22 protein-coding genes are annotated in these 24396 nt (G+C 72.1%); 12 read left to right on the plus strand and 10 right to left on the minus strand.

The window, feature by feature from the left end:
- Positions 1 to 62: 62 nt before the first annotated feature.
- The gene (locus tag ACZ6S6_RS22620; protein ID WP_469706726.1) at positions 63 to 602 is read right to left on the minus strand and encodes a GNAT family N-acetyltransferase; all 540 of its coding nucleotides are present in this window, start codon (positions 600 to 602) and stop codon (positions 63 to 65) included.
- Entirely contained in the window at positions 587 to 1576 is a 990-nt protein-coding gene (locus tag ACZ6S6_RS22625; RefSeq protein WP_469706727.1) for a hypothetical protein, read from the minus strand. Before ACZ6S6_RS22625 ends, ACZ6S6_RS22620 begins: the two co-directional genes overlap by 16 nt.
- A 503-nt stretch (positions 1577 to 2079) precedes the next feature.
- Between ACZ6S6_RS22625 and ACZ6S6_RS22630 the strand changes: the two genes are divergently transcribed.
- Positions 2080 to 2451, plus strand: coding sequence for an ATP-binding protein (locus ACZ6S6_RS22630; protein WP_469706728.1), 372 nt, complete (start codon positions 2080 to 2082; stop codon positions 2449 to 2451).
- A 103-nt stretch (positions 2452 to 2554) separates the two neighbouring features.
- On the opposite strand, the gene ACZ6S6_RS22635 is transcribed toward ACZ6S6_RS22630, so the two are convergent.
- From ACZ6S6_RS22635 to ACZ6S6_RS22645, 3 genes are read right to left on the minus strand one after another with little or no spacing between them, the layout of a single operon-like run.
- The gene (locus ACZ6S6_RS22635; protein ID WP_469706729.1) at positions 2555 to 4204 is read right to left on the minus strand and encodes a transporter; all 1650 of its coding nucleotides are present in this window, start codon (positions 4202 to 4204) and stop codon (positions 2555 to 2557) included.
- Entirely contained in the window at positions 4201 to 5031 is an 831-nt protein-coding gene (locus ACZ6S6_RS22640; protein WP_469706730.1) for an ABC transporter ATP-binding protein, read from the minus strand. Before ACZ6S6_RS22640 ends, ACZ6S6_RS22635 begins: the two co-directional genes overlap by 4 nt.
- A gap of 39 nt (positions 5032 to 5070) precedes the next feature.
- Positions 5071 to 5757: a bifunctional DNA primase/polymerase gene (locus ACZ6S6_RS22645; RefSeq protein ID WP_362964128.1), complete on the minus strand. Its 687-nt coding sequence runs from the start codon at positions 5755 to 5757 to the stop codon at positions 5071 to 5073.
- 293 nt (positions 5758 to 6050) lie between these two features.
- Between ACZ6S6_RS22645 and ACZ6S6_RS22650 the strand changes: the two genes are divergently transcribed.
- Positions 6051 to 7433 carry a transcriptional regulator gene (locus ACZ6S6_RS22650; protein WP_207319185.1) on the plus strand — a complete coding sequence of 461 codons (1383 nt, stop codon included), beginning with the start codon at positions 6051 to 6053 and terminating at the stop codon, positions 7431 to 7433.
- Positions 7434 to 7624: 191 nt separating this feature from the next.
- Complete coding sequence (locus ACZ6S6_RS22655) at positions 7625 to 9196, plus strand: hypothetical protein (RefSeq protein WP_469706731.1); 1572 nt, start codon at positions 7625 to 7627, stop codon at positions 9194 to 9196.
- A 43-nt stretch (positions 9197 to 9239) separates the two neighbouring features.
- Here the strand turns inward: ACZ6S6_RS22655 and ACZ6S6_RS22660 are convergent, their stop codons facing one another.
- On the minus strand, positions 9240 to 10520 hold the full coding sequence (locus tag ACZ6S6_RS22660; protein ID WP_469706732.1) for an ABC transporter substrate-binding protein: 1281 nt from the start codon (positions 10518 to 10520) through the stop codon (positions 9240 to 9242).
- A 174-nt stretch (positions 10521 to 10694) separates the two neighbouring features.
- Here ACZ6S6_RS22660 and ACZ6S6_RS22665 point away from each other — a divergent pair, with 174 nt between their 5' ends.
- Both ACZ6S6_RS22665 and purU read left to right on the plus strand, forming a co-directional pair.
- Entirely contained in the window at positions 10695 to 11141 is a 447-nt protein-coding gene (locus ACZ6S6_RS22665) for an SCO4402 family protein (RefSeq protein WP_024494606.1), read from the plus strand.
- A gap of 28 nt (positions 11142 to 11169) precedes the next feature.
- The gene (gene purU / locus ACZ6S6_RS22670) at positions 11170 to 12072 is read left to right on the plus strand and encodes a formyltetrahydrofolate deformylase (protein WP_362964117.1); all 903 of its coding nucleotides are present in this window, start codon (positions 11170 to 11172) and stop codon (positions 12070 to 12072) included.
- A gap of 27 nt (positions 12073 to 12099) precedes the next feature.
- On the opposite strand, the gene ACZ6S6_RS22675 is transcribed toward purU, so the two are convergent.
- Together ACZ6S6_RS22675 and ACZ6S6_RS22680 are read right to left on the minus strand one after the other, a co-directional pair.
- Positions 12100 to 13464, minus strand: a complete 1365-nt coding sequence (locus ACZ6S6_RS22675; protein WP_469706733.1) for a zf-HC2 domain-containing protein — start codon at positions 13462 to 13464, stop codon at positions 12100 to 12102.
- Positions 13461 to 14057: an RNA polymerase sigma factor gene (locus tag ACZ6S6_RS22680; protein ID WP_362964119.1), complete on the minus strand. Its 597-nt coding sequence runs from the start codon at positions 14055 to 14057 to the stop codon at positions 13461 to 13463. The genes ACZ6S6_RS22675 and ACZ6S6_RS22680 overlap by 4 nt, the downstream gene beginning before the upstream one ends.
- A 432-nt stretch (positions 14058 to 14489) precedes the next feature.
- On the opposite strand from ACZ6S6_RS22680, the gene ACZ6S6_RS22685 reads away from it, so the two are divergent.
- Entirely contained in the window at positions 14490 to 14813 is a 324-nt protein-coding gene (locus tag ACZ6S6_RS22685; RefSeq protein ID WP_469706754.1) for an STAS domain-containing protein, read from the plus strand.
- A gap of 118 nt (positions 14814 to 14931) precedes the next feature.
- Positions 14932 to 15453: an EF-hand domain-containing protein gene (locus ACZ6S6_RS22690; RefSeq protein WP_362964121.1), complete on the plus strand. Its 522-nt coding sequence runs from the start codon at positions 14932 to 14934 to the stop codon at positions 15451 to 15453.
- 476 nt (positions 15454 to 15929) lie between these two features.
- On the opposite strand, the gene ACZ6S6_RS22695 is transcribed toward ACZ6S6_RS22690, so the two are convergent.
- Positions 15930 to 17471 (minus strand): class I adenylate-forming enzyme family protein, encoded by a 1542-nt coding sequence (locus ACZ6S6_RS22695; RefSeq protein ID WP_362962253.1) that lies wholly within the window; start codon positions 17469 to 17471, stop codon positions 15930 to 15932.
- Between the two features lie 144 nt (positions 17472 to 17615).
- Here ACZ6S6_RS22695 and ACZ6S6_RS22700 point away from each other — a divergent pair, with 144 nt between their 5' ends.
- The 4 genes from ACZ6S6_RS22700 (at position 17616) to ACZ6S6_RS22715 (ending at position 22025) form a co-directional block, all read left to right on the plus strand.
- The gene (locus tag ACZ6S6_RS22700; protein ID WP_362962251.1) at positions 17616 to 18809 is read left to right on the plus strand and encodes an amidohydrolase family protein; all 1194 of its coding nucleotides are present in this window, start codon (positions 17616 to 17618) and stop codon (positions 18807 to 18809) included.
- Positions 18810 to 18820: 11 nt separating this feature from the next.
- Positions 18821 to 19978 (plus strand): acyl-CoA dehydrogenase, encoded by a 1158-nt coding sequence (locus ACZ6S6_RS22705; RefSeq protein ID WP_362962249.1) that lies wholly within the window; start codon positions 18821 to 18823, stop codon positions 19976 to 19978.
- A gap of 7 nt (positions 19979 to 19985) precedes the next feature.
- Complete coding sequence (locus tag ACZ6S6_RS22710) at positions 19986 to 20927, plus strand: acyl-CoA dehydrogenase family protein (RefSeq protein ID WP_469706734.1); 942 nt, start codon at positions 19986 to 19988, stop codon at positions 20925 to 20927.
- Between the two features lie 495 nt (positions 20928 to 21422).
- On the plus strand, positions 21423 to 22025 hold the full coding sequence (locus ACZ6S6_RS22715; RefSeq protein ID WP_469706735.1) for an ATP-binding protein: 603 nt from the start codon (positions 21423 to 21425) through the stop codon (positions 22023 to 22025).
- 127 nt (positions 22026 to 22152) lie between these two features.
- Here ACZ6S6_RS22715 and ACZ6S6_RS22720 read toward each other — a convergent pair whose 3' ends face one another.
- Positions 22153 to 23079 carry a cyclase family protein gene (locus tag ACZ6S6_RS22720; RefSeq protein WP_362962243.1) on the minus strand — a complete coding sequence of 309 codons (927 nt, stop codon included), beginning with the start codon at positions 23077 to 23079 and terminating at the stop codon, positions 22153 to 22155.
- Positions 23080 to 23162: 83 nt separating this feature from the next.
- On the opposite strand from ACZ6S6_RS22720, the gene ACZ6S6_RS22725 reads away from it, so the two are divergent.
- A complete protein-coding gene (locus ACZ6S6_RS22725; protein ID WP_363069577.1) occupies positions 23163 to 24089 on the plus strand; it encodes an SDR family oxidoreductase in 927 nt (308 codons plus the stop codon).
- Positions 24090 to 24396 lie beyond the last annotated feature (307 nt).

Consider the following 24396-nt stretch of genomic DNA (forward strand, 5'->3'; position numbering starts at 1 on the left):
CGTTGCGCCGGTCCCAGGTGACCATCCTCCGGCAGTGAGGGGGCGCTTCTTCGCGTTCCTGGTCAGTTCAGGGGCAAGCCGGCCAGCAGCACCGCATACACCGGGGAGTCCGGGAAGGGGCGGCGTTCTCCGACCTTCCCGAAACCCCAGTCCTCGTACAGTGCCTGCACACGGGGGTGTTCGACATCCACAAGAAGGACGGCGAGGTCTTCGGGCCGCTCCTCCAGAAGAGCCCGAGTGACCAACTCGGCCGTACCGGTCTTCCGCCACTTCGTCCGGACGGCCAGCTCGGAGTAGGAGAACGTCCGGTCATTCGCCGGGGCGGGCTCCAGGTGCTCACGCCACCACTCCCGCTGCGGGGTGGCCGGAGCCCCGTACGCGAAGGCCACAGGCTCTTCACCGTCGAAGGCGATCACGCAGGCGAAGTCCGGGTTGCCTCCCCAGTGGTCCACGAACCAGGGAAAGCGCTGGTTGAACTCGTCATCCATGGCATCCGCGTAGGCATCCCGGTGGATGTCGATCAGGGCCTGACGGATCTGCGGGAGGTCCTCGTGCGCGAAGCGGCGGACAACCAGCTCTGCGGCGTTCAAGCTCGGCTCCATTCGGTTCGAAAGCGGTCTCCCCACTCTCTGGCGACCGCCGCGTCCGGCGCAAGGGTGATCAAGTCCCGGTAGAAGTCACCGAGCAGAAGACGCATCCGGCCGGGGATCGGGGAGCCCGACATCAGTGTGAAGGCCGAGGACGCCGTGGCGCACCCCTGGTCGATGTCGCGCTGGTGGAGCTGAGCCAGAGCGAGCCGTGTGGTCGCCAGGGCCCGGTTCCTGCGGAACTGCTCCGGGATCGAGCCGAGGGCTTTGTGGGAGGCCGCCTCGGCGTCGGCGGAGTCCCCGATGCGGTCGCGCACGATGGCCGTGATGGCCGTCAGCTCAGCCGGCCCGTAGAAGGCCGTCCAGCTCGGCCGACGCTGATCCATCTCCGCCTTGGCCAGGGCCTCCTGGGCGTGACCAAGAGATCGGAGGGCAGATTGGCGCTCGCCGAGATTCGAGTGGCCGATGGCCGTACGGGCGTGAGTCAGAGAAGCGAAGAGCGAGTCCCGCTTCGTGATGGCCGTGGCCTGTGCCGCCTGGGCGGAGTCGACCGCCTCCACGTGCTCCCCCCGCTGGTGGGCCAGCATCGCGTACGAGTTCCAGACCCTCAGCTCCACCACGGGGTCCTGCCCCATCCCGGCGAGGTACAGCGCCTTGCCGAGGAGGGCGTATGCCCGGTCGGTCTGCTTGGCGTCCAGGGCGCTCCACGCGGCCGTTGCGGTGTAGTCGGCGGCCACAGAGAAGAGGCGGAGCCGGACCCGCTGGGTGGCCCCGAGCTTCTGCTTCTCCAGTGCCTCGGCGGCACCGGCCAACGCGACCCGTTCCAGGCCGTCGTGACCGCCCCGGGAGTCGTCGAGGGCCATCAGGGCGTCCAGCCCGTTGCGGAGTCGGATGACGTCCGAGGCCCCGACCTGGGGAGGGGCGCCGACGAAGGGGGCCACGGCGGCTGCTGTGCCCGTGGCGACGGTGAGGAAGTTCCTGCGGTCCACAGGGTCCTCCGGAGGAGTCGAGGTTCGTCGGCGTCTCGCCGGAGGGCTGAAGCCCAGCTCCCCGGCGGTACAGCCGAATACTGCCTCTAACGCCTCACGTTGCCGGGGGTGGGGCCACCTCGTGTTTCCGGTCAGCCAGTGCCGGATCGTCCTGTCACTGACCGTGCCCTCATGGCCGGAGCAGATCAGCCGGGTATTCAAGGCGTCGGCCAACTCGACCTGCGTCAGGCCCCGCTCCCGCATCGCGCTGCTGAGGCTCTCGTTCCCCTCCACGTACCCACAGTAGTGACGGAGTCCCCATCAGTGAGCAGGTAGGGGGCAGAAGTTTCCGGTCGGGCCATATGCACGACCGGCCGATATTTCCTCCCGCGCGGGTGAGACGGGTCGTTCACTGAAAAGAGGCCGTCCGCTGCCTGGGACACCGCAGGCAGTTCACACACCCACTGAGGTCGTCGATGACTGTGACCGCTACGCCCCGCCCTACAGGGCATCCCGGGTACTCCATGACTCTCCCTCGCGAGGCGGAGAGCGCGGCTACCGCCCGCAAGCTCGTCCGTACCGCTCTGGCCGCCTGGGGCTTGGAGGACCACATCGACGACGCCGCGGTGGTCATCACCGAGCTGGTCTCGAACGCCGTGGACCACGGCCGCCTCCCCTCGATCCGCGTGATGGTCTCCCGCCCCACCGAGAACTGGGTCCGTCTCGGGGTCGTCGACCGCTCGAAGGCCATCCCGATGATGCGGACCGACTCCGACGGAGACCGGATTCGGGGGCGGGGCCTCGTGATCGTGGACTCCCTGACCCAGCGCTGGGGCACCGACCTCTACCGGTGGGGCAAGCAGGTCTGGGGCGAGATGCGGGTGGAAGAGGCATGAAGGACGGGAAGGCGTGGGTGGGCGATCAGGTGCACGACGGGGCCACCGGCAGGAAGGTCATCGTGACGTCAACGCCGGGGCCCGGCCCCGCCGCCCCCGTCCGTCACCCCTTGCTGACCGCCGCCAGGATCTCCGGCAGCCGGTCCGCCGTCCGGGGCGCCGCCATCCGCAGTCCCGCCCAGGCGATCAGCGCCCCGTACGCGCCGCCCACCGGCAACAGCAGCCACAGCCAGCCCTGCGCACCGGCGAGATGCAGCCAGATCGTCGCGCCGATCACCGGCGCGCACAGCAGCGCGGCCGAGACCATGCCGCCGAAGATCGAGATCCAGGCGAGCCCGGCCTGACCGGGCGCCACGTTCTTGAACGCGCCGTCCTGCGGGATCGAGTACGGGAAGTTCGCCGAGGCCACCGCGCCCGTCGCCAGCATCGCGCCCAGCAGCGCGAACGACAGCCCCATGACCCCCGGCAGCGTCTTCCAGTCCCCGAGCACCGCGCACGTCAGCACCGTGACCAGCACCGTGTAGGGAAGGGTGATCAGCAGCATCGCCAGTGCGCGCGCCCGTAGTTCCAGGTACGCGTCCCGGGTCGAGGAGATCGCCGCGGCCACCATCCAGAACGCGGAGGTGTCCTGCCCGAACTGGTTGTACATCTGGATGCCGAGCATCCCGGCGGCGAAGCAGGCGAAGTAGACCGAGCCGGTGCCCTGCATGGCGTTGAGCAGGGGCACGATCAGCCCGATCGCCAGCGCCGTCACCCACGCGGCCTTGGTCTTCGGGTCCCGTGCGATGTACCGCAGGCTGCGCTGCATCACGGTGCCGGTGCGCCCCTCCGGGAACAGCGCCCACAGGCCGGCGCCGCGCGAACCGGACTTCGCGCGGTTCGGCTCGGCGGCGGCGAGCGTCGAGCCGTCCGGTGCCGTCATCAGCTTCACCAGGCTGCGCTGCCACAGCCACACCAGCAGGGCCAGCGCCGCCACGGAGAGCAGCAGCTGAACGGCGGCCCGGCCGTACGAGCCCTGGGACGCGGACTCCACCGACCCGATCGCCGAAGCGGGCGGCAGCCAGCGCACCACGTCCGCGGCCGGGTCCAGCGCGGAGAGGCCGCCGGCCTGGCCGAGCCGCTGCGCGCCGAAGTTGACGGCCTGGATGCCCACCGCGATCACCAGTCCGCTGAGTACCGCCAGATCGCGCCCCTTGCGGGAGGTCAGCAGCCGGCTGTTGGCCGTGGCGACGGCCCGCGTCAGCGCCACGCAGACCAGCAGGGTCAGCGGGGCGGCCACGACCGCGAACACCGCCGCCCCCGCACCGTGGGCCAGCGCGATCACCGAACCGGCCGTCAGGCAGAGCGTGAACAGCGGGCCGATTCCGACCAGCGAGGCCATCAGCAGCGCGACGATCAGAGGCCTCGGCCGCAGCGGCAGCATCACCAGCCGGCTCGGGTCGAGGGTCTCGTCCCCGGCGGCGAAGAACAGCGGCATCACGGCCCAGCCGAGCGCCAGCACCGCGGCCAGCAGCACGACGAGCGATTCCGCGTGGGCGTTGCCGCGCAGCGCGATCAGCCCGATCAGCTGGCCCGCGGCGATCAGCAGGGTCATGACGACGGACGCGATGTACGCGGCCCGCCGGCCGGCCGACTGCCGCAGCCCGTTGCGCAGCAGGGTGAGCTTGAGCCGTACGAAGACGGGGACCAGGGCCGTACCGTCCATGCCGCCCGTCCGGGGCCCGGATCCCGCCGGGGCGTCGAACACGCTCATCGGGCGCCGCCCAGCCAGTCCAGGGCGTCACCGTTGTCGCGGCCGCCCGCGCCGACGAGCTCCAGGAAGGCGTCCTGGAGCGAGGGCGCGTCGCCGCGCACCTGCGCCAGGGTGCCCTGGGACCGGATGCGGCCGGCCGCCATGACGGCCACCCAGTCGCAGAGCGACTCGACGAGCTCCATCACATGGCTGGAGAAGATGACGGTCGCCCCGGAGCGGGTGTAGCGCTCCAGCACACCGCGGATGGTCTGCGCCGACACCGGGTCGACGCCCTCGAACGGCTCGTCCAGGAAGAGCACTTCGGGGTTGTGCAGCAGCGCCGCCGCCAGCCCGATCTTCTTCCGCATGCCGGTCGAGTAGTCGACGACCAGCTTGTGCTGGGCGCCCGCCAGGTCCAGTACGTCCAGGAGCTGGGTGGCCCGGCTGTCCGTCTCGGGCCCCGGCAGTCCCCGCAACCGGCCGGTGTAGCCGAGCAGTTCACGTCCCGAGAGGCGTTCGAAGAGCCGCAGGCCCTCGGGCAGGACGCCGATCCGGGACTTCACCTCGACCGGATCGCGCCAGACATCCCGTCCGCCGACCTCGATCCGGCCCATGTCGGGGCGGAGCAGCCCGGTGACCATGGACAGGGTGGTGGTCTTGCCCGCGCCGTTGGGGCCCACCAGGCCGACGAACTTGCCCGCGGGCAGCTCCAGATCGATTCCGGCCACCGCGGTCTGCTCGCCGAACCGTTTCCAGAGCCCCTCCACGCGCACCGCGGGCGGCGTCACCCGCGGCGGGTCCGCGTCGAGGGCCTGCTCTGCTCTGTCGGTCTCGCGCCGGTCCGGCATCGTGCACGCCCTTCGAAGTCCCCGTCTGTGGGGGCCACCCTACGAAAGGCGGGTCCGCGCGTCGGCTGCTTCCCTGCCGCAGGCGTAGGCGAGCGGGCTGATGAGCTCCTCCACCTCGGGCAGCCAGCGGTTGGCGGTGGTGGGGCGGCGGGCCCACTGCACCACGCCGCTGCCGCCGACCCGGGTCGGCGGCGCCGTCACGTAATGGCCCTCGCCGCGGCCGCGCAGACCGATCGCGGCGGCGCTCCAGCCCAGCCGCCGCACCAGGCCGTCCGCCTTGGCGGCGGCGCCCGGCAGGACGAAGAACTGCATCCGGCGGTCGGGGGTGCGGGTGACCGGCCCGAGCGGCAGGCTCAGCCGCTCCACCCGCGCCAGCGCCAGGAAGCCGGCCGACTCCGGTACGTCGATCGCGTCGAAGGCGCGTCCGGTCGGCAAGAGGATGGCCGCCCGGGGGTGTTGGGACCACATCCGGCGGGCCGCCGCGCCGCTGCCGGTGGCCTGGCCCGCCCAGTCGGCCCGGGTGGGATGGGCGCCGGGAGCGGCGCAGCGGGCCTCGCCGCACGAGCACCCCTCCGTCCCGTCGGCCGGCTCCAGCCAGGTGCCGGGGCACACGTCCCAGTGCCGCTCCTCCGTGTACCGCACGGCGGCGTCGAGCAGCGGCTCGGCGCGCTGCTGGGGGACCTGCGCGGCTTCCTTGACTCCGATGGGCTCTTCCACGCACAGCACAACTCCCGCCACCACGTGGGGTTACGGGCGTGGCGTGCGCGGTTGGGGCCGCTTCGCTCCCGTCACGCGGGGCGCATCGAGGCATGGGCGGGGGCGCGCGGTAGGCGTCACGGCGAAGGAGGGGTAACCAGATACGGGAATTCCGGCACAGTTCGTCTCTCATCCTAGGGCGCTTGCTGTGACGAAAGATGCAAGACGCCGTGAAAGTGACCAACACGATGAATCGGTGCATTTCTCAGTCATATGTCGGGCAGTGATCCCGCATGATCACTGCGGCCTCAGGGGGACAAACGATGGCAGCCAGGCCTCTCGTCGCACGCCAGCCGAACGAACGGCTCCAGGCGCTCATCCAGGAAGCCGGATGCTCCAACGCGGGCCTCGCCCGCCGCGTCAACATGGTCGGGGCCGAACGCGGGCTCGACCTCAGGTACGACAAGACCTCGGTCGCCCGCTGGCTGCGCGGACAGCAGCCACGCGGCAGGGCACCGGGCATCATCGCCGAGGCGCTCGGCCGCAAGCTCGGCCGTACGGTCACGATCGACGAGATCGGGATGGCCAACGGCAAGAACCTCGCCTCCGGCGTGGGCCTGCAGTTCGCCCCGACGGTGATCGGGGCGATCGAGCAGGTCTGTGAGCTGTGGCGCAGCGATGTCGGCCGCCGCGACTTCCTCACCGGTTCGGCGGTGGCCTCGTCGGCGCTGGTCGAGCCCAGCCGGGACTGGCTGATCAGCGGCGCGGACCCGCAGGTCGCGCGGGCGGCCGGGGCCCGGGTCGGGATGCCGGACGTGGAGGCGGTGCGGGCGATGACGGCCGCGCTGGTCGACCTCGACCACCGGTTCGGCAGCGGCCATGTGCGGCCGGTCCTGGTGCACTACCTGAACAGCGTGGTCTCCGGGCTGCTTTCGGGTGCGTACCGCGAATCGACCGGGCGCCAGCTGTTCGCCGCCGTCGCCCGGCTCACCGAGCTCGCCGGGTACATGGCGATCGACACGGGCCAGCCGGGGCTGGCCCAGCGCTACTACATCCAGGCGCTGCGGCTGGCGCAGGCGGCGGGCGACCGCGCCTACGGCGGCTATGTGCTGGCCGCGTCGATGAGCCATCTCGCGGCCCAGCTCGGCAATCCGCGCGAGATCGCCCAACTGGCCAGGGCCGCGCAGGAGGGCGCGCGCGGGCGGGTCACACCGAGGGCGGAGGCGATGTTCTACGCCGCGGAGGCGCGCGGCCACGCCCTCCTCGGCGACGCCGGCACCTGCCAGTCGGTGGCGGGCCTGGCACAGGCCGCCCTGGAGCGCGCCGATCCGGACAGCGGTGACGATCCCGACTGGATCGCGCACTTCGACCACGCCTACCTGGCCGACGAACTGGCGCACTGCCACCGCGACCTCGGCCAGGCGGAGGCGGCCGCCCGCCGGGCGAAGGAGTCCCTGGACGGCCACCCGGAGTCCCGCGCCCGCCGCCGCGGCATCGGCCTGGCGCTGCTGGCCACGGCGCAGGTGCAGTTGCGCGACGTGGAGCAGGCCTGCCACACGGGGACGCGGGCGATGGAGCTGCTGGGCTCGGTGCGCTCCAGCCGGGGCGCGGAGTATCTGGAGGACCTGCAACAGCGGCTGGTGCCGTACGGGGACGAGCCCGCGGTACGGGAGTTCGGGGCCCGCCTGGAGCTCCAGGCCGCCTGAACCGGAGAGGTGCGGCCGGGTCCCTTTCCGGCCGCCCCTGTCGCCGGGCGGGGTGTTAACAGCGCCGTGGGGCCGCTGGGTGTTACAGCCGGTGTGAAGGGGAGGTGAGTGACCTCACGCGCTTGGCGAACGGCGGCAACCACCCGGTAGCGTGAGCCGACGATTCCATAGGTACACACGTAGGAGTCCCGGTGACACAGAGCGGACAGGGCGACGAGCAGCAGCTCCCTGCTGTACGACCCGCGCACGAGGGCGTCGTGCTGCCCGCGGGTGGCGGCGAGCCCTGGACACCGGGGGCACCCGCGGACCAGCAGGCCCCGGCGGAAGGACAGCCGTGGGGCCAGCCCTGGGGGCCGCAGGCGCCTGGCCACGGCCAGTACGGGCAGGACCAGCAGGCGCCCGCGTACGGGCAGCAGCAGGGGCAGTATGACCAAGGGCAGTACGACCAGGGGCAGTACGGCCAGGGACAGTACGGGCAGGACCAGCAGGCGCAGGCTCCGTCGTACGGCCAGGAGCCGCAGCAGGGTCAGCACGGGCAGCAGGAGCACCAGCAGGGGCACCAGGGACCGGCGTACGGCCAGTCGCCGCAGCAGCCGCTCCCGCTCCCGCCCGCCCAGCCGCAGGGCCCGTACGCCCAGCCGCTGCCGCCCGAGGCGGTGCCCGGCATGGGCATGGGCGGGGACGCGGACGCCACGCAGTTCATCGCGCCGGTGCCCTCGGGCCCCGCGCCGGGCGGGCCGCCGCCGGAGAGCCCCGCGGAGTCGACCCGGTACCTGGGCCAAGGCCAGCAGCAGGGGTACCAGCAGCCGCCGGCCGGTGGTCACGCCGCACCGCCCGCGCCGGGCGGCCAGGACTCCGACGCGACCCAGTTCATACCCCCGGTGCCCGGCGGCGCCCCCTACGGCATCAGGCCCGGGACGCCCGGTGAGCGGCCGCCGCCCGCCGAGTTCGACAACCTCTTCCGCAGCGACGAGCCCGCCGGTGCCACGCAGCAGATGCCCCGGTTCGACCCCGCGCAGCAGCTGCCCCCGCAGCACCAGGGCCCCCAGCAGCCCCCGCAGGCGTACCAGCAGCAGCCGCCCGCGTACGGCGGACCCGAGGACGGGCTGCCGCAGGAGGGGCGTGACGAGCGGCGCAAGCGGCCCGCGCACGTCCCGCTGATCGCCGCGGTCGTCGTCGGCTGTGCCGTGATCGGGCTCGGCGCCGGTGCGCTGCTGAGCGGTGGCGACGACGACAAGGACAGCAAGCAGCCGGTGGCCTCGGCGAGTTCACCCGCCGCCGACGCTCCCGCCAAGGAGGCGGCCGACCCGGCGAAGCCGCAGGCCGAGGCGCTGGACAAGCTTCTCGCGGACAGCAACAACAGCCGGGCCGCGGTCATCGGCGCGGTGGAGAAGACCAAGACCTGCACCAACCTGGACCAGGCCGTGGCGGATCTGAAGGGCGCCGCCCAGCAGCGCCGTGACCTGGTCACCCGGCTCAAGGACCTGTCGGTCGACAAGCTGCCGGACAACGGCCGGCTGACCGCCTCGCTCACCAAGGCCTGGCAGGCGTCCGCGTCCGCCGACGACCACTACGCCGCCTGGGCCGAGCAGGCCAAGAGCAAGAAGGTCTGCAAGCACGGCACGGCCCGTACGACCCCGCAGAGGCAGCAGGCCGACGTGCGGAGCGGCGAGGCGAGCAAGGCCAAGCACGAGGCGTCCGGGCTGTGGAACACCATCGCGAAGAAGTACGGCCTGACCGAGCACGAGGCCACCGAGCTCTGAGCACGGCGGTGAGACGGGGCGGGGCGGGTCCGCCCACCCCGTCTCAGCCGGTCGCGCTCGCGTCCGACAGGGTCTTAGTCACATCCACGAAGCCCTTCCGGTCGGCGACCAGTTTGCCGTCGCGGACGATCTGGAACGTCACCTTGCTGTTCACGATGCGCGGGTAGGAGTCCGAGCCGATCATGTCCTCGTAGCGCCAGCGGAGCTCGGGGGTGAGGCCGCCGGTGTCGACCCGGATGCCCTTGTTGAGGGCCTTGGTGACCTTCCAGGCGGTGATCTCCGGCTCGTGCAGGGACTCCACGACCGACTTCAGGGCGGTGTAGGCGATCCAGGTCGTCTGCACGCCCGTGTCGTCCGGGTCGATCCGGTTGTCGCCGAAGGCGTGCTCGCGGATCACCTGCCGCATCCGGTTCCAGCGGGCGTCGCCCGAGTCCGGGTACCAGCCGGTGACGTACGCCCCCTCGAACGGGCTGTCGCGGCCGCCGGTGCGGTCGATGAGCGGCTGGCCCACGCTGCCGAGCACCGAGGAGATCCTGACCGCCGCGTCCGGCGGCTCCAGCCGGCGGAAGGAGTCGAAGAAGGTCTCCGTGCGGTCCCCGAGCACGGCCGTCACGCACCCGCCGGCCGCGCCCGCCCCGGTCAGTGCCCGGCCGGCCGCGTCGTCGTAGGAAGTGGCCGCCTCCGCCGCCCGGATGTCGACCGGCGCGGGCCGACGCGCCTCGGTGAGACCGGTCTTCAGGAGCCACGACTGCCCATCGCCGCCCAGCGTGTCCGGCCGCACCAGCGCGACCCGGTCGCAACTGCCGGCCAGCTGCCTGGCGTTGCCGGCCAGCAGTGCGGACTGGCCGCCGGTCACGGGGTAGGACACATAGCTGCGGAACTCCTCCTCGGAGGCGCCGTACCCGCCGATGTACGGAATCCCGGCCACCTCCAGCGGCGCCGTGAACGCCCGCCCGTGGCGGCTGTACGAGCCGACGACCGCGACGGCCTTCTCCTCGACGGCCAGCCGGGCGCAGTTCCCCGCGCCGGTCGAGGTGTCCTGCTCGTCGCAGGTGAGCACCCTCAGCCTGTGCCCGTCGAGCCCGCCGTCGCCGTTCACCCAGCGGGCGTACGTCCGCGCCATCGCGGTCATTCCCGCCATGTCGGCCGCGTCCGGGCCGGACGCGCCGCCGGGCGCCCAGGTGACGACGGTGACGGGCGCCCTGGAGTCCCCCGATACCCCAGGGAGCGCGCCGCAGCCGGTCGTCAGCAGGCCCCCCGCCGCCACTGCGCTGACGAGCAGCCTCGAAGGGCGGGAAGCGATGGGGCGTTGCCGTCCGGTCATGGGCCCAGACGATTCCCGCCCCGGGGTAACGCCGCAGTGTGCCGCGTTCAACGCTCGGTGACATCCGAGTGAATTGCAGGGGGCCGCACGGGAGGCCGGAAAGGGAACGTACGATCGACAGCTGTGCAGCAAGGTTCCGAGAACACTTCCCGTCGCGGCCGTCGCTCCTCCACCATGGGCGGCATGCCGCTCAACGACATTCCGTGGTGGCGCTGGCGCAGCAACGTGCGCTCGGCGCTGCACATGCTCTCCGACCCCGTCTTCCATCACGAGTGCTGGCTGGCCGGCCGGGAGGGATACGGCGACGTCACCGACGCCGTGTACCGCCTGGTCGAGGACACCTGGCTCGACAACTGGTCCGCCGAGAAATACGTCGGCACGGTCTTCCGGGACTCCGGTGAGGCCGCCCTCGTCGACGTCGCCGTGCTGCGGGTGCTGCGCATCATGCACCAGGTCGGCGCGGACGCCCCGGTGTCCGCCTATCTGGAGCACCACGGCTGGCCGGAGGCCGTCCGGGCCGCCCGCGAGGCCCATGTGCTGCTCGCCTCGAACGACGGCGAGGACCCCGATGTGCCGCCTCGTTCGCTGGACGTGCTCCGCATCATGACCAGAACGGCCTGAGATCCGGGCGGTGTGGCACCCTACGGGAATGACCGCGCCGCAGCCCTCCGATTCCGTTGCCTCCGCTGTCCCGGACGCCGCGTCCGAGCAGTATGTCCTCACACTCTCCTGCCCGGACAAACAGGGCATCGTGCACGCCGTGTCGAGCTATCTCTTCATGACCGGCTGCAATATCGAGGACAGTCAGCAGTTCGGGGACCACGACACGGGTCTGTTCTTCATGCGCGTCCACTTCTCGGCGGACAGCCCGGTGACGGCGGAGAAGCTGCGGGCGAGCTTCGCCGCGATCGGTGACTCCTTCCGGATGGACTGGCAGATCCACCGGTCCGCGGACCGGATGCGGATCGTGCTGATGGTCAGCAAGTTCGGCCACTGCCTGAACGACCTGCTGTTCCGCTCGCGGATCGGGGCGCTGCCGGTCGAGATCGCCGCGGTCGTCTCCAATCACACCGACTTCGCCGAGCTCGTCGCCTCGTACGACGTCCCCTTCCGGCACATCCCGGTGACCAGGGACAACAAGGCGGACGCGGAGGCGCGGCTGCTGGAGCTGGTCCGCGAGGAGGACGTGGAGCTGGTCGTGCTGGCCCGCTACATGCAGGTCCTCTCGGACGATCTGTGCAAGCAGCTGAGCGGCCGGATCATCAACATCCACCACTCGTTCCTGCCGAGCTTCAAGGGCGCCAAGCCGTACCACCAGGCGTACGCCCGCGGCGTGAAGCTGATCGGTGCGACGGCGCACTACGTGACGGCCGACCTCGACGAGGGGCCGATCATCGAGCAGGAAGTGGAGCGGGTGGGCCACGGCGTGACGCCGGACCAGCTGGTCGCCGTCGGGCGCGACGTCGAGTGCCAGGCGCTGGCACGCGCCGTGAAGTGGCACGCGGAGCGGCGCATCCTGCTCAACGGCCGCCGCACCGTCGTCTTCCCGTAGGCCGGGCCGTGCCGACGGCGGCCGGTCTCACAGCCTGCTGAGCGAGGCCGCCGCGAGGAGCACGTCCTGGATCGCCTCGCGGTCCCCGCGCTGGCCGGCCGCCGCCTCCACGGCCGGCACATGACCCGCCACCAACTGGCAGAACTCGGTGCCGTCCAGCGCGACCTGCGCCACCGCGTGGTCGGGGGAGCCGATCGCGGCCGGTGAATCCAGTGCGATGTACCAGTCACCACCGCCCAGGCCCTCGACCTCCAGATGGAGCGAGCGCCCCGGGGAACCGGCCGTCACCAGTCGGCGGGCCGGACCGGCGAGCCCCGACCGTCGCCGTTCGGCCAGCGCGGCGGGCAGCATCCGGGCCGCGAGGTCGATCATCCGGTGGAGATGGGCCGCGGAGGGCGCCTCGTACGGATAGTCCACCGCCTCCGCGATGTCACCGCCGTGCACCCAGCACTCGAAGGCACGGTCCAGCAGGGCGTCCCGCAACGGCAGCGCGAAGTCGCCGTAGGAGACGGAGAGGTCCGAGACACCGCGGCCCGCGAAGGACACGGTACGGATGAGGGTGTGGCTCTGGTCGCGCCACGGCTCACGGACCGCGCGGGTCGGCGGCCGCCGGGCGGACGACCAGTAGCTCTCGGTGCGCGCGGTGGGCGCGAGCGCCGGTCCCGGGCCACGGCGCGGAATGCCCGGGACGCTGTCGGCGAGTGGGTCGTCGAGGCCGAGCGCGGTGCTGACCAGCCCGTCGACGGTCATGAGGTGGCCGATGACCCCGGCGACCGTCGTCCTGCGGTTGGCCGTGCGCTCGTCCTCGAACCACTTCAGCCGCACCGGGGCGTGCCACTCGGAAGCACCGATGTCGCGCAGCAGCGCATCGAGGCGGGCCGTCTCCGCGTCGTACGGAGCCACCCATTCGGGCACCGGGATCTTGGCCGGCCGGCGGCTCAGGCAGTTCTCCAGCACCCGCGTCCTGAGCAGCGGATCGAGATCCAGGCTGGCGTCGGTGTGCAGCAGCCCGACCGCGTCACGCAGCCGCAGCGCCTCGTCCGCACAGGGCGCGCACTCCGTGAGGTGCGCCTCGACGGCCTCGGTCTCCTCGGCGGAGCAGGCGGCCAGCGCCCACGCACCGAGGAGCGCCTTCAGCACGCGGTGCGGGAGCACCAGGGCCGGCGGACCCGGCGGGCCCGGTCGGTCATCGGCCGGGTCCGGCTGCGGTGGCGGCGGTACGGATTCCGGCTGGGGCGTGGGTGGTGGCGGTGGCGGTGGCGTTGCGTGCCCCAAGTCGAAGTCGTCCGCGGCTGCCCGCGGGCCCGGTATGCGACGGGCGCCTCGCACCTCGTCGTCCTGACCGTTCCACTCGCGGCCGTCGCCGTCGAGCCCTTCCGCGTCCTCGCTCACAGCCGCCGCCCGTATCCGGGTGGCGAGGAGCCCTCCAGCGGACGGGTCTGGGCGGTGGAGAGCAGCTGGAGCCCGAGCCGCAGCCGGCGCCGGGCCTCGTCCTCGGTGACGCCGAGGTCGGTCGCGGCCTGCCGGTAGTCCCGTCGCTGGATGTACGCGAGCTCCAGCGCGGCCCGCAGCGGTGCGGGCATGGACGCGACGATGTAGTCGGCACGGGCGGCGGCCGTGGCCCGGTGCACCCGTTCCTCCAGATCGGCCGGGTCGGCGCGGGCCCGGCCGTCCTCCGCGTCCTCGTACGTCCCGTCGGCGGCGGTGCCGCGCAGCCGCCGCACGGACTGGCGGTGGGTGAGCCGGGCCACCCAGGACCGCATCGAGCCCTGCTTGGGGTCGTAGGCGTCGGGGTTCTCCCACACGTACCCGAAGACCTCCCGGGTCACCAGGTCCGCGGCGCTCTCGTCGTCGAGCATCCGGTGGGCCTGGCTGTGCACGAGCGAGGCGAACCGGTCGTAGAGCTCCCCGAGGGCGGCCGCCTCTCCGCGTGCCAGCCGCTGCTGCATCCTGCGGTCCCAGCGGGGTGGTGCGTTATTGGCCATGAGACCCCCAGCCCTGTGCCCGTCTTTGTGTACGCCTCGTCACACCGAATGTAGTCGGCAGTACTGACAGGGCACGCCCTTTGTGGCAAGTACGTCCGCGCGGACGCCCTGGATGATAGGGAATGCGGCCCCCGGGGCACCGGAATCAGACCTGAAGTGATCATTTCTGCCTGAAACCCTTCTGTGCGTTCCTGGGGGAGGCGGTGTTTCATGGGGGGTGCGCCGGGGCAGCCGCGAGGAGGAACGCAAACTTCCGGATCGCGAATTCCCCGGAATCCCCGGAACGAGAGGCCCAGTCGCGTGACAAAGCCATCCCCTCCTGGAAACCGCCCCCCGGCTGCCGCCGCTCACGCCCCCTGGTTCGCCCAGGAGCGTTCCCGGAAGCCACTGAGCGTGGCCGAGAGCGAGCAGGGCGGGTGGACCGTGCTGCACATGCGCGGTGAACTGGACCTGGTGACCTCACCGGCCGTCCGCCAGTCCGTCCACGACGCGGTCGCCGTCGGCCGCCACGACGTCGTCCTCGACCTCTCCGAGGTCTTCTTCTGCGACTCCAGCGGCGTCGGCGTGCTGATCGCCTCCCGCCGGCTGATGCGTTCCTGCGGCGGCCGGCTGCGGCTCATCCTGCCCGCCCGGGGCGCGGAGGACGGTTCCCACGTCAACCGGGTGCTCGCGGCGCTCGGCGTGCGCCGGCTGTTCGAGGTGTACCCCGACTGCGACTCGGCCGTCGACGACGCGGCCCAGCCGCTTTCGGCCTGAGACCGTCCGCGCGGCGGCCGTCCGGCGGGCGGTCGCCGCTGCCGTTCAGTGCCGGGTTGTCACAGTGCTGACGCCGGTAAGTGACACGTGACCCCCGTGGGCGTCGTACGCTCCCCGCATGGACAGCGCAGAGTATGAGCGCAAGATCGCATTCCGCTTCGCCGCCTTCGACCAGGACGGCAATGGGTACATCGATCGCGCGGACTTCAACGCCGCCGCGGCCCGGCTGCTCGCCGAGTTCACCACGACGGCCCGCTGCGACAAGGGCCAGGCGCTCTACAGCGGGGCCGAGGCGTTCTGGCAGGGCATGGCGGGCATCGCGGACGTGGACGGGGACCAGCGCGTCAACCGCGAGGAGTTCGTCGGCGGGGCGGTGAAACGGCTCCGGGACAGCCCCGAGCGGTTCGCGGAGATCGCCCGCCCCTTCCTGCGCGCGGCGCTCGCCGTGGCCGCCCAGGACGACGGCGTTCCGGCCGCGGTGCCCGCCGTGGAGCGGGCGCTACGGGTACTGGGCGCGAGCCCGGACGCGGCGGCGTTCGCCGCGCGGAGCCTGGACGGGGACGGGGACGGGCGGGTGGCGGAGGCGGACGCGGTGGCGGCGTTCGCCGCGTACTTCACGGTGATCGAGCCCGACGCGTAGCCCTTGGGCGGGCGGCCGCGTGTTTGCCCCGGTCCGGGGTGCGGGGTTCCGTCCTCAATCGCCGGACGGGCTTGGGTGGCGTCGGGTGCCCCCGTGGGGTGCGCTTTCCGGGTGGGTGGGGGTCCGGTGCCCCTCCGGGGCGTCTCCTCAGACGACGAACGTGCGGCGGGTACGCAAACGGACCCGGGTATCTGTTCGTCGTCCTGCGGGGACTCCCCTGCACGGCCCCGGACCCGGCCGCCTCGCGTCTGCGGCAGTCGTAGGGCCGGTGTGCAGGCGCGCGTGATGCAGGGGTGGGGACGTGCAGGGGAGTCCCCGCAGGAAATGGCGTACGACCCGGGTCCCTCTCGGACCGGGGTGAACACGCCATTTTTGAGGAGACGCCCCGGAGGGGCACCACCCCCCGCCCACCGGGCAGGCGCACATCTCAAGCCCGTCCGGCGATTGAGGACAAGAACCCGCACCCCGGACCGGCGTCACCGTGTCGTGAACCGTTCCCGCAGGCGGTACTTCAGTACCTTGCGGAGGGTCTCGTTGCGGGGGAGCGCGTCCACCACCTCCAGTTGTTCCGGGAGCTTGTGGACGGACAGGCCCTCGCCGCGCAGGTAGGCCGTCAGCTCGGGGAGGGTGAGCGCGGCGGCGTCCGGCGGCTGTTCGATCACCGCGCAGACGCGTTCGCCGCGCGACTCGTCGGGGAGGCCTATCACCGCCGCGTCGCCCACGCCGGGGTGGCGGGCGAGGAGGTCCTCCACCTCCTTCGCCGAGATGTTCTCGCCCTTGCGGATGATGATGTCCTTCAGCCGGCCCGTGAGCACCAGGTGCCCGCTCGGCCCGACGTGGCCGACATCGCCCGTGATCAGGAAGCCCTCCGCGTCGAAGGGGCTGGTGGAGGCCAGGTAGCCCTTGCAGACGGCTTCGCCCCGCAGCCGTACCTCGCCGTCCGTGTCGTACGGCAGCGGCTTGCCGTCCTCGTCGGTGATCCGGATCTCCATGCCCTCGGGCGGGCGCCCCTCCGTCTCGGCGAGGTGTTCCACGGTGTCGTCCGGGGCGCCCATCGTGATCATGGGGACCTCGGTCATGCCGTAGCCGTGGGTGAGCTGGACGCCCATCTCGCGGACCACCGCGTGGTAGATCTCGGGGGGTTTCGGGGCGCCTCCGCCCGCCAGCAGGCGCAGCGTGGGGATCAGCGGGCGGGCCGGGTCCTTGCGCTGCTCCGCCAGGAACATCGAGTAGAACGCCGTGGAGCCGCCCGCGACCGTCACCCCGTGACGCCGGTAGCCCGCCAGCGCGTCCGGCATCGCGAAGTGCTCGAACATCACCGCGGGGAAGCCGTACAGCAGCAGCATGACCGTGTAGTCCGGGCCGGCGACATGGGCGAACGGGAAGGCCATCGAGCCGACGTCGGCCGCCGACAGGCGCAGCGCGTGGGCCAGGCAGGAGCCGGCCGCGATCAGGCTGCGGTCGGTGTGCAGGACGCCCTTCGGGTCGGAGGTGGTGCCCGAGGTCCAGTAGATCCAGCGCACCGACGTGCCCTCGGCGGGCGGTGGGGGCAGGATCGCCGGATCGCCGTCCGGGAGGGTGTCGTACGCCTCGAAGACCTGCGGCGGGCGGTCGAGGTCCGCTGCCAGGCGGCCGGCCATCGCCGTGTGGTCGAAGCCGCGCCAGGTGCCGGGCACGGCGAGGAACCCGGCCTTCGACTGGCGCAGCGCGAAGCCCACCTCGCGGTCGCGGTAGAAGGGGATGAGGGGTGTCTGCACCGCCCCGATCCGGGCCAGCGCGAAGGACAGCAGCGCCGTCTCCAGCCGGGTCGGCAGCTGCCAGGCGACGACGGTTTCCGGGCGAACCCCCATGGCGTACAGCCCGGCGGCCACCCGCTCGCTGCGGTCCCTCAGCTCGCCGAAGGTGAGTGTGCGGTCGTCCTGGATCAGGAAGGGCAGGTCGGCCGTCAGGGCGGCCCGGCGTTCGATGAGCTCCCAGAAGGTGCCTGATGCGCCCAGGGCATGTGCGGTCTCGTTCACGGCGAACCCCTCACAGCTGACGGGTAGTCAGATCGTGCGGAGAGCGTAGAGCGCTGTGCCTTGTCGGTCCAGGGGTGCGGGGCTAGCCTGAGGGCGAAGTAAATCTGACGGGTCATCAGAAAAGCGTGCGCCGAAGGGGACACCATGACGGAACTGCCTCGGATCGTCAGCGTCGACGACCATGTGATCGAGCCGCCGCACCTGTTCTCGACCTGGCTGCCGGCCAAGTACCGGGAGCGCGGTCCGCAGCCGCTGACCGCGGGCATCGGGGAGCTCGCGTACACCGGCGGCAAGTACGTCATCACGATGGATCCCGACGGCCCGCCCACCGACTGGTGGATCTACGAGGACCTCAAGTTCCCGTACAAGCGGAACATCGCCGCCGTGGGGTTCGACCGCGACGACATGACGCTGGAGGGGATCACCCGGGCGGAGATGCGGCGCGGCTGCTGGGATCCGGCCGAGCGGCTGAAGGACATGGATCTCAACCATGTCGAGGCGAGCCTCTGTTTCCCCACCTTCCCGCGGTTCTGCGGGCAGACCTTCGCGGAGGCGCACGACAAGGAGGTCGCGCTCGCGTGCGTCCGCGCCTACAACGACTGGATGGTGGAGGAGTGGTGCGGTGACAGCGGCGGCCGGCTGATCCCGCTCTGCATCATCCCGCTCTGGGACATCGACCTGGCCGTCGCGGAGATCAGGCGGAACGCGGCGCGCGGGGTGCGGGCGGTGACCTTCTCGGAGATCCCGACCTATCTGGGGCTGCCGTCGATCCACACCGGTTACTGGGACCCGTTCTTCGCCGTATGCCAGGAGACCGGCACGGTCGTGAACATGCACATCGGGTCCAGTTCGCAGATGCCCGCCGCGTCCCCCGACGCCCCGCCCGCCGTGCAGGCCTCGCTCTCCTTCAACAACGCCATGGCCTCGATGATGGATTTCCTGTTCAGCGGCGTGCTGGTGAAGTTCCCGACGCTCAAGCTCGCCTACAGCGAGGGCCAGATGGGCTGGATCCCGTACGCCCTGGAGCGCGCCGACGACGTCTGGGAGGAGCACCGGGCCTGGGGCGGGGTGCGCGATCTGATCCCCGAGCCGCCGTCGACGTACTACTACCGGCAGATGTTCTGCTGCTTCTTCCGCGACAAGCACGGCATCGCCTCGCTCGACGTCGTCGGCCGGGACAACGCCACCTTCGAGACCGACTACCCGCACGTCGACTCGACCTTCCCGCACACGAAGGAGGTCGCCCTCGACCACGTCAAGGGACTGGACGAGGAGACCGTCTACAAACTGATGCGCGGGAACGCGATCCGGATGCTCGGCCTGGACCTCGACAAGTAGGCGCGCGCGTCATGGACCTCGCGTACACGGAGGAAGAGGAAGCCTTCCGGGCCCGACTGCGGGAGTGGCTGGCCTCGGTGCTCCCCGGCCTGCCCGGGAAGCCGGACCCCGGCGACTGGCCGGGGCGGCGGGCGTACGACACCGGCTGGCAGCGGCTGCTGTACGACGCCGGCTACGCGGGCCTGCACTGGCCCGCCGACGCGGGCGGCCGGGGCGCCACCCCGACCCAGCACCTGATCTTCCTGGAGGAGACGGAGCGGGCCGGGGCGCCCTATGTCGGGGCGAACTTCGTCGGGCTGCTGCACGCCGGGCCCACCGTCGCCGCCGAGGGCACCGCCGCCCAGCGGGCCCGCTGGCTGCCGCCGGTGCTGCGCGGCGACGAGATCTGGTGCCAGGGGTTCAGCGAACCGGACGCGGGCTCGGACCTGGCCTCGCTGCGGACCCGTGCCGTGCGCGACGGCGACGACTACGTGGTCAGCGGGCAGAAGATCTGGACCTCGCACGCGGAGGTCGCGGACTGGTGCGAGCTGCTGGTGCGGACGGACCCGGCGGCGCCCAAGCACCGTGGGATCAGCTGGCTCGCGATGCGAATGGACGCCCCCGGCGTCACCGTCCGGCCGCTGCGCACGCTCGCCGGGTCCACGGAATTCGCCGAGATGTTCCTCGACGAGGTGCGGGTGCCCGTCTCGCACCGCGTGGGCGAGGAGAACGACGGCTGGCGGGTCACCATGGTCACGCTCTCCTTCGAGCGCGGCACGGCCTTCGTCGGTGAGGTCGTCGCCTGCCGACGCACCCTGGACGCCCTCGCGGCCGAGGCGCGGCGCAGCGGGCGGTGGGACGACGCGGTGCTGCGCCGGAGGCTGGGCAGGCTGAACGCCGAGTTCCGGGCGCTGTGGCGGCTCACCCAGTGGAACGTCAGCGAGGCGCAGAGCACCGGCGGCGTGCCCGGCACCGGCGGCTCGGTCTTCAAGCTGCGCTACTCGCACGCCCGCCAGGAGCTGTACGAGGCGGCGGCCGAGGTGCTCGGCGCGGGCGACGCCCTCGACCTGGACCGGGAATGGGTGCTGGACCGGCTCTCCTCGCTCTCGTACACGATCGCGGCCGGTACCTCGCAGATCCAGCGGAACATCGTCGCCGAGCGGATTCTCGGCCTGCCGAAGGGGCGGTGAGCGGACAGTGGACTTCCGGCTCTCACAGGACCAGCGGGACCTGCGGACGGGGATACGGGAACTGCTCGCCGGCCGGTTCGGCAGGGACCGGATGCGGGCCGCGCTGGACGGCGGCGTCGGCCGTGAGCTGTGGCGGGAGCTCGGCGCGGCCGGTCTCTTCGCGCTGCGGCTGCCCGGGACGGCGGGCGGTGTCGGGCTCGGCCTGCCCGAATCCGTACTGATGTTCGATGAGATCGGGCGGGTCCTGCTGCCGGGCCCCCTGGCCGCCACTCAGCTCGCGGCGGGCGCGGTGAAGGGGGCGGCGGAGGGCGAGGCCGTGGTGGCGCTCGCGGAGGCCGGGCGGCCGGTGGGGCACCTCGCCGACGCGGACGCGCTGCTGGTCCTGGACGGGGACCGGGCGCGGGTGCTGACCGGCGGGGCGCTCCGGCAGGTCGTACGGGAGGCCCGGCCCGTGCGGTCGCTGGACCCGGGCACCCCCCTGTGGCGGGTGCCGGACCTGGCCGCGCACGACGGCGAATCGCTGCCGGACGGGGCGCGGCTGCGCCGCGAGGGCGCCCTGCTGACCGCCGCCGAACAGCTCGGCAGCGCCGCCCGCAGTCTGGAGTCGGCGGTTCAACACGCCGGTGAACGTGAACAGTTCGGAGCGCCGATCGGGGCCTTCCAGGCGGTCAAGCATCTGTGCGCCGGAATGCTGGTGCGCGCCGAGACGGCCCGTACCGCCGTCTACGCGGCCGCCGTGACGGCGGACCCGGTGGAGATCGCCGGGGCCAAACTGCTCGCCGACGAGGCGGCCGTCGGCAATGCCCGCGACTGCCTCCAGGTGCACGGCGGTATGGGCTTCACCTGGGAGGCGGACGTCCATCTGCATCTCAAGCGGGCCTGGCTGCGGTCCGGGCAGTGGCTGACGGCGGCGGACGCGGAGGAGGCGCTGGCCGCCGATCTGACCTGAACCGGAGCGGATGGTTGGCCGGTGCACACAGGTGACGCGATGGACCCCTGAGGTTCACGCTGCGGAGTGACACAGCGCAGTCGGTATGCACCGATACCGGCTTGTGTCCGTTGCGTGATTCGTCACGGGGTGGAGTCGGCGCCGGGCTCGGGTACGCTCCGTTGGATGCGAGTGGTTCTGGAACCTGGCGATCCGGATGTGGCCTGTGCGGCTGCTCCGGTCCGCGAGAGGTGCCCTGCTCGTGGTCCACACAGAGGGTCCGGGCCTGCCGGGGAAGCGATTTCCGGGGTTTTCGTGGTCTCCGGGCGTCTCTGTTCGACTCTCCGCAACGTGCGTCGCACAGTATGCACCATGCGTACTCCTTCGCGCTGGAATATGCCCGAAGCGCTTGTTGCGGTGACTGTACGTCAACCATGCTGTCTCGTAAGGGAATCACGTTCCGTGACCCTGAGGAGGCGCGAGGCGATGTGTCCGCCGGTTCGGATGGTGTGAGCGGTGCAGGTGCTTCAGGTTCAGTTGGAGGTCGGGGCCGACCCCGCGGAGGTCGGGCGGGCCCGCAGATGGGCGCGATCGCGGCTGGTCGGGTCCGGGATACGGGACGATGAGCCGCTGGCCGAGACGCTCATCCTGCTGATCTCGGAGCTGGTCACCAACGCGGTCGTGCACACCGGCTGTCCGGCCGTGCTGCGCATGCTGTTCGGCTCGACGGGAGCGCCGGGCAACGCCGGGACCGTACGGGTCGAGGTGGCCGACGCCAGCTGCCGCCCGCCGCAGCAGCGGCACGCGGAGGGCGAGGACACCGGCGGCCGGGGCCTGGAGCTGGTCGACGGCCTGGCCGACCGCTGGGGCTGGCAGCCGGAGGGCGCCGGCAAACGCATCTGGTGCGAGGTGGACCGGGGCATTCCGCTGATCCAGGTGCAGATGCAGCCCTGCGCCCAGGGCGCGGGCGCGCACGGCGCCGCGCAGGGCCCGGTGCAGAGTCCCGTTCAGAGCCCCGTTCAGAGCCCCGTGCAGTGCGACACCGGTGGCTGTGACGCCGCCGGGCGTGAGGTGGGCGCCGCGTACGAGGCGTCGCACGCGGTCACCCGTCGCGCGTAGGTCCGGTTCCGTCAGGAGCGCCGTTTCCGTCGGTGCGGGGCGCGGCCCTGCACCGGCCCGGCTCCGCGGCGGGCCGGCTCCGGGCGGTTCGGCTCCGGGCGGGTTCGGCTCCGGGTGGTTCGGCGCCTCAGAAGACCGCGACCGGGGCGACCGGTGTGCCGGTGGCGCCGACGAAGGGTTCCGGCATGGCGGAGAGCAGGAAGCCGTAGCGGCCCGACTCCGCACAGGCTGTGGACAACTTCTCCAGATTCCAGTTCTGGCCCTGCAGCATGCCCATCTCGACCAGGTCCAGCGCGTGCACCCCCAGCCACAGGTCCTCGATCTCCGGCGGGAAGATCTCGAAGGTCAGCGTGTCATTGGCGACCGCGGCCACGTCCCGCGCGCGGAACCACTCGGGCGTCCGGATCGAAAGGCCCGGTGACGGGTAGGCGTACCCGTTCTTGTCCCCGGCCAGATAGACCCGCACCTGCCCGGTCCGTACGAGCACGATGTCGCCGGCCCGCACCCGGATTCCGGCCAGCTCCTCGGCCGCGTCCAGGTCCTCGGGGGTGACGGCGTGGCCGCCGGGCAGCCGGTCCACCCCGTGGGCGCGGGCCACATCGAGCAGCACCCCGCGCGAGACGATGTGCGTGGCCTTGTCGATGCCGCTGAACCGGGCGCCGCCGTGCGCGGTGATGGTGTCGGCCGGGCGGCCGTTGTAGATCTTCCCCGAGTGCGAGACATGGGTGAGGGCGTCCCAGTGGGTGGCGGTCTGGAGGCTCAGGACCGCGCTGTCGTCGCTGGTGGCGACGGTGCCGGGACCGAACAGCTCCTGGTTGATCTGGACCATGGTGTGCAGCGGATTGACCCGCCCCTGGATCAGCCCGCTCTGCACGCCGTCCTGCTGGAGAGGGAGCGCGAGCGGGATCCGCAGCCCGGTCCGGACGGTGGCCGCCGCCTCCCGTACGACCTCGTCGGTGATGAGGTTGAGCGTCCCGATCTCGTCGTCCGCGCCCCAGCGGCCCCAGTTGTTCACGCGCTTGGCGATGTCGTGGAACTCGTCCGGCAGTGACATGGAGCCTCCTGGGGCTTGTGCCGGTGGACCTGATGACCCATAGAATCTAACGGTCCGTCAGAAACCGCGGGAAGGGGCCGGACATGGGGAACTTCTTGGCAGGCAAAGTGGTGGCCGTCACGGGTGCCGGGCGTGGCATCGGGCGGGCCGTCGCGCTCGCCGCGGCGGCCGAGGGGGCGAGGGTCGTGGTCAACGACTACGGCGTCTCCATCGAAGGCGGTGAACCCGCCAGCGAGATAGCCGAGTCCGTCGTCAAGGAGATCGTGGCGGCGGGCGGCGAGGCGGTCGCGGTGGCGGACGACATCTCCACCATGGCCGGCGGGCAGCGGGTCGTGGACACCGCGCTGGCGCGGTTCGGGCGTATCGACGGGGTGGTGTGCGTGGCCGGCATCCTGCGCGAACGGATGCTGTTCAACATGTCCGAGGAGGAGTGGGACCCGGTGATCGCCACCCACCTCAAGGGCACGTTCACCGTCTTCCGGGCCGCGTCCGCGGTGATGCGCAAGCAGGAGGGCGCGGGCACGCTGATCGGCTTCACCAGCGGCAACCACCAGGGGAGCGTGGCGCAGGCGAACTACAGCGCGGCGAAGGGCGGGATCATCTCGCTGGTGCGCAGCGCGGCGCTGGGCCTGCACAAGTACGGCGTCACGGCGAACGCGGTCGCGCCGGTGGCGCGTACCCGGATGTCCGCCAACGTCCCCATGGAGCTCAAGGAGATCGGCGAGCCGGAGGACGTGGCGGCACTCGTCGTCTACCTGCTCAGCGAGCGGGCCCGCGCGGAGAAGATCACCGGGCAGGTGTACACGATCGCGGGCCCGAAGATCGCGGTCTGGGCCCAGCCGAGGGAACTGCGCGCGGGGTACGCGGAGGGGGCGGCGTGGACCCCGGAACGCATCGCGGACTTCCTGCCGGGGACGGTGGGCACGGACCCGATGCCGATGCTTGCGCAGCTGGAGGCGATGGCGGAGGCGGCGCGGGCGGCGGCGGCGGGGGCACGCCCGAACGCGTGAGGGGCTCCCGGCACGCGTTCGCCTTCCGGCGTGGGATGCGTATGGCTGGCCCCTGCGGTGGGGCGGATCCCGGCTTTCCGGGGCGACTTAAGCCCCTCCGGCGATTGAGGAGCGGGGGTTCGGGGGCGGAGCCCCCGGTTGCCGGGCGCGCGGGCGCGTTGGGGGGGGGGGGGGGGGGGGGGGGGGGGCGGGGGGGGCGCCCGGGGGGGGGGGGGCGGGGCGGGGGGGGGGGGGCCGGGGGGCGGGGGGGGGGGGGGGCGGCGCGGAGGCCGGCGTCGTGCCCGCGCCGTTCGTCCCCGCGTAGGGC

The sequence above is a fragment of the Streptomyces sp. NPDC048671 genome (genome assembly GCF_055587045.1).

Coding starts and splice junctions, on each gene's coding strand:
- ACZ6S6_RS22680 (WP_362964119.1), bottom strand. CDS start 14,057: ATGGCCAATAACGCACCACCCCGCTGGGACCGCAGGATGCAGCAGCGG.
- ACZ6S6_RS22630 (WP_469706728.1), top strand. CDS start 2,080: ATGACTCTCCCTCGCGAGGCGGAGAGCGCGGCTACCGCCCGCAAGCTC.
- ACZ6S6_RS22660 (WP_469706732.1), bottom strand. CDS start 10,520: ATGACCGGACGGCAACGCCCCATCGCTTCCCGCCCTTCGAGGCTGCTC.
- ACZ6S6_RS22720 (WP_362962243.1), bottom strand. CDS start 23,079: ATGTCACTGCCGGACGAGTTCCACGACATCGCCAAGCGCGTGAACAAC.
- ACZ6S6_RS22690 (WP_362964121.1), top strand. CDS start 14,932: ATGGACAGCGCAGAGTATGAGCGCAAGATCGCATTCCGCTTCGCCGCC.
- ACZ6S6_RS22705 (WP_362962249.1), top strand. CDS start 18,821: ATGGACCTCGCGTACACGGAGGAAGAGGAAGCCTTCCGGGCCCGACTG.
- ACZ6S6_RS22640 (WP_469706730.1), bottom strand. CDS start 5,031: ATGCCGGACCGGCGCGAGACCGACAGAGCAGAGCAGGCCCTCGACGCG.
- ACZ6S6_RS22635 (WP_469706729.1), bottom strand. CDS start 4,204: ATGAGCGTGTTCGACGCCCCGGCGGGATCCGGGCCCCGGACGGGCGGC.
- ACZ6S6_RS22620 (WP_469706726.1), bottom strand. CDS start 602: ATGGAGCCGAGCTTGAACGCCGCAGAGCTGGTTGTCCGCCGCTTCGCG.
- purU (WP_362964117.1), top strand. CDS start 11,170: ATGACCGCGCCGCAGCCCTCCGATTCCGTTGCCTCCGCTGTCCCGGAC.
- ACZ6S6_RS22725 (WP_363069577.1), top strand. CDS start 23,163: ATGGGGAACTTCTTGGCAGGCAAAGTGGTGGCCGTCACGGGTGCCGGG.
- ACZ6S6_RS22685 (WP_469706754.1), top strand. CDS start 14,490: ATGCGCGGTGAACTGGACCTGGTGACCTCACCGGCCGTCCGCCAGTCC.
- ACZ6S6_RS22700 (WP_362962251.1), top strand. CDS start 17,616: ATGACGGAACTGCCTCGGATCGTCAGCGTCGACGACCATGTGATCGAG.
- ACZ6S6_RS22650 (WP_207319185.1), top strand. CDS start 6,051: ATGGCAGCCAGGCCTCTCGTCGCACGCCAGCCGAACGAACGGCTCCAG.
- ACZ6S6_RS22665 (WP_024494606.1), top strand. CDS start 10,695: ATGGGCGGCATGCCGCTCAACGACATTCCGTGGTGGCGCTGGCGCAGC.